Here is a 3317-nt window from a genome sequence, read left to right as displayed (position 1 = left end):
TGCTGTTTTTCCTCTGTGTCCACACCCCCCCCCCCCCCGCCGGGCGGGTGCGCCCCGGCCCCCCCCGGGGGGGGCCCCCCCCCCCGGCCCCCCCCCCTCCCGGTCACGCCGCGGCCGTGACCTGGCCGACGGCGTCGCTCTTGTAGAGGACGGATCCGCCCGACTGGGCGTCCCACCACTTGAGCCTGGTCTGGTACGACGTCTTCGGCTGCAGGCCGTCCCGGTCACACGTGATCGTCTCGGGGTTCCCGGAGACGGCCCGCCGCGGCCCCTCGGCGAAGTCCGAGCCGTCGGTGCGCCAGGAGGCGCAGGAGACCCAGCCGGAGTGCCGCGCCGGGTCGACCCGGGTCGTCCACTGGATCTTCGTGGCCGTCGGCGCCGCGGGTCCGGCGGACGTGGTCATCACCGGGGTTCCGGAGAACAGCGTCCCGGTCACCGCCTCACGCCACGCCTGGATGCTCCCGGTGTCGCCGATCAGGTCGTACTCCGGCCATCCCGCCGCGTCGAAGTACGTGACGAAGCGCGCCTCCGCCGTACCCCGCAGCCACCTGGCGACCTCCCGCAGCATCGCCGGACGGTTCGCGTGGTCGTCGAGGCCCAGCTCGGCCACCGCGTACGGCTTACCCTCCGAGCGGGCCACCTCGAGACCCGGCCGCTTCGCGTTGTGCTGGGCCATGGTCTCCGACTTCGCCATGTCGAAGTTGTAGACGTCCCACGCCATCACGTCCACGTACGCGGAGCCGGGGTAGTAGTCGCGCCAGTTCCGCCCGCTCTTCGGGTCCAGCGTCCAGTCCATCAGGATCGTGGTGGCGAACAGGCGCGGGTTGCCGGCCTCGTCCGCGAGGCGGGCGATGCGCTGCCACGCGGCCCGGTACGCCGCCGCGGTGAACTCACCGTTCTTGATGTTCTCCTCCGGCTCGTGGTAGAAGCACCAGAAGACGTCCCGGTCCCGGGGCGCGCTCGCGAACCACGAGCGCAGATAGGCGTCCGCCGTACCCGCCAGCACGGCGTCCGCGTCGTACTTGAAGGACACCACGGTCGAGCGACCCGGGGTGTTGAGCTTCGCGTCGGTCCACCCGGCGGGGGCGCCCGAGTAGAAGGCCCGGACGATCGGCAGCGTGCCGTACCGCGTGTCGGCGGCCGCCAGCGCCTGGGGGAACGTCTGCCCCGAGACCTGGTGGACCGACGCCCCGAAGAGGGTCGGCGTACTCGCGCGCGCCGGGGTCTGCAGGGCGAACCCGGCCAGGGCGGAAGCCACGGTGGCGAGCACCGCGACAAGTCTCTTCATGTCTTTCTCCTTGTTTCGAGCGGGACGCCGGGCCGCGATTCGGCCGCGTCCGCCGGGAATCGGTGGGGGATGAGGGGCTGCGCCCAAGCACATGACAGGCGCGACCCACCACGTCGGGGGAACGGGACTACCACTTGCCGAGGACGAGGCGGTCGGCGACGGGGTCGAGGGAGTAGTTGCCGGAGGTGTACCACTTGCCGGCGTAGGCGGTGCCGTTCTTCCAGACGTGGTAGCTGAAGGTGTTGTCGGGGTTTTGGTAGGCGGCGACGATGTCGTCGTGGCCGTCTGCGTCGACGTCGCCGGAGGCCACCCGGTTGCCGGTCTGGTTCATGGTCCAGGGCCCGGATTCGTAGTCGGTGCCGTGGGCGAAGGTGGTGCCGTTGGAGGTCCAGCGCCAGATGGTCATGGTGCCGTCGCCGTCGTCGCGCATCATGGCGGGTTCGGCTTTGCCGTTGCCGTCGAAGTCGCCCAGGACGAGGCGGTCGGCGACGGGGTCGAGGGAGTAGTTGCCGGAGGTGTACCACTTGCCGGCGTAGGTGGTGCCGTTCTTCCAGACGTGGTAGCTGAAGGTGTTGTCGGGGTTTTGGTAGGCGGCGACGATGTCGTCGTGGCCGTCTGCGTCGACGTCGCCGGAGGCCACCCGGTTGCCGACCTGGTTCATGGTCCAGGGCCCGGATTCGTAGTCGGTGCCGTGGGTGAAGGTGGTGCCGTTGGAGGTCCAGCGCCAGATGGTCATGGTGCCGTCGCCGTCGTCGCGCATCATGGCGGGTTCGGCTTTGCCGTTGCCGTCGAAGTCGCCCAGGACGAGGCGGTCGGCGACGGGGTCGAGGGAGTAGTTGCCGGAGGTGTACCACTTGCCGGCGTAGGCGGTGCCGTTCTTCCAGACGTGGAAGCTGAAGGTGTTGTCAGGGTTCTGGTAGGCGGCGACGACGTCGTCGTGGCCGTCTCCGTCGACGTCGCCGGAGGCCACCCGGTTGCCGACCTGGTTCATGGTCCAGCCGCCGGATTCGTAGTCGGTGCCGTGGGCGAAGGAGGAGCCGTTGGAGGTCCAGCGCCAGATGGTCATGGTGCCGTCGCCATCGTCACGCATCATCGCCGGAGCACTGCGCGAGGACGCCCCCCACAGCGCGTTGACGATGATCTGGGCGTCGCCGGCCTGCTTCTGGTACTTGTCGGGATAGGCCGACACCTGCACGTTCTGGCAGACCTCGCCGATCGGGGCCGTCATCCAGGAGCCGTTCGGGTATTCCCGGAGCATCTTGTCGAGGAAGGCGTTGGTGGCCCACGTGGGGTTCAGTCGCTGCTCCCGGCTGCCCCACGACGCCCGCTGCTGGAACAGGCCCAGACTGTCGTGGTCGACCTCGACGCTGATGTTCTGCAGGTGGGTCTCCACGATCACCGTCGCGACGGCGATCACCGCGGCCCGCGAGGCCAGGCCTCTGGCCTTCACCGCGTTGACCACCATCCGGGCGCAGGAGGTGCGGTACGCGTTCATGTAACCGCGCATGTCGGCCTGCAACCGGCTGTTCAGCTGAGTGGCAAGGGCGGCGTCCGCGCTCGTGGTGCCGTTCGGGTCACAGGGCACGGACTGGTACGCCTGCGCCGCCGACGCCTCGGACGGAGGAGTCGTCGGCACCGGGCTCGGATCCCGGGCGGCCGAGGCGGCGGCCGGCGCGGTGGTCAGGACGACCGCACCGACGAGGGCGGCGGCGCCGGTACGGAGGACTGACGACGTCGATGCTCGCAAGGCTCTTCTCTTTCTCTGCTTGCGACAGGGGGAAGGGGGACTACCGACTTCGTTCGGCTCTGGGGGCGGAGCGGCGGGGCCGCCCCGCGTGTCGCAGATGTGCCGGTCACCAGCTGCCGAGGACGAGGCGGTCGGCGACGGGGTCGAGGGAGTAGTTGCCGGAGGTGTACCACTTGCCGGCGTAGGTGGTGCCGTTCTTCCAGACGTGGTAGCTGAAGGTGTTGTCAGGGTTTTGGTAGGCGGCGACGATGTCGTCGTGGCCGTCTGCGTCGACGTCGCCGG

2 protein-coding genes are annotated in these 3317 nt (G+C 69.7%); both read right to left on the bottom strand.

What is annotated here, in order from left to right:
• Window positions 1-103 precede the first annotated feature (103 nt).
• The gene (locus AB0D67_RS38990; RefSeq protein WP_362947451.1) at window positions 104-1288 is read right to left on the bottom strand and encodes a hypothetical protein; all 1185 of its coding nucleotides are present in this window, start codon (window positions 1286-1288) and stop codon (window positions 104-106) included.
• 127 nt (window positions 1289-1415) lie between these two features.
• Window positions 1416-3035: a VCBS repeat-containing protein gene (locus AB0D67_RS38985; protein WP_362947448.1), complete on the bottom strand. Its 1620-nt coding sequence runs from the start codon at window positions 3033-3035 to the stop codon at window positions 1416-1418.
• Between the last annotated feature and the right edge of the window lie 282 nt (window positions 3036-3317).

Origin of the sequence: Streptosporangium sp. NPDC048047, from assembly GCF_040653115.1 — a bacterium.
In the GTDB taxonomy this organism is placed as follows: domain Bacteria; phylum Actinomycetota; class Actinomycetes; order Streptosporangiales; family Streptosporangiaceae; genus Streptosporangium.
This window is presented reverse-complemented; position numbering and strand designations above follow the sequence as displayed.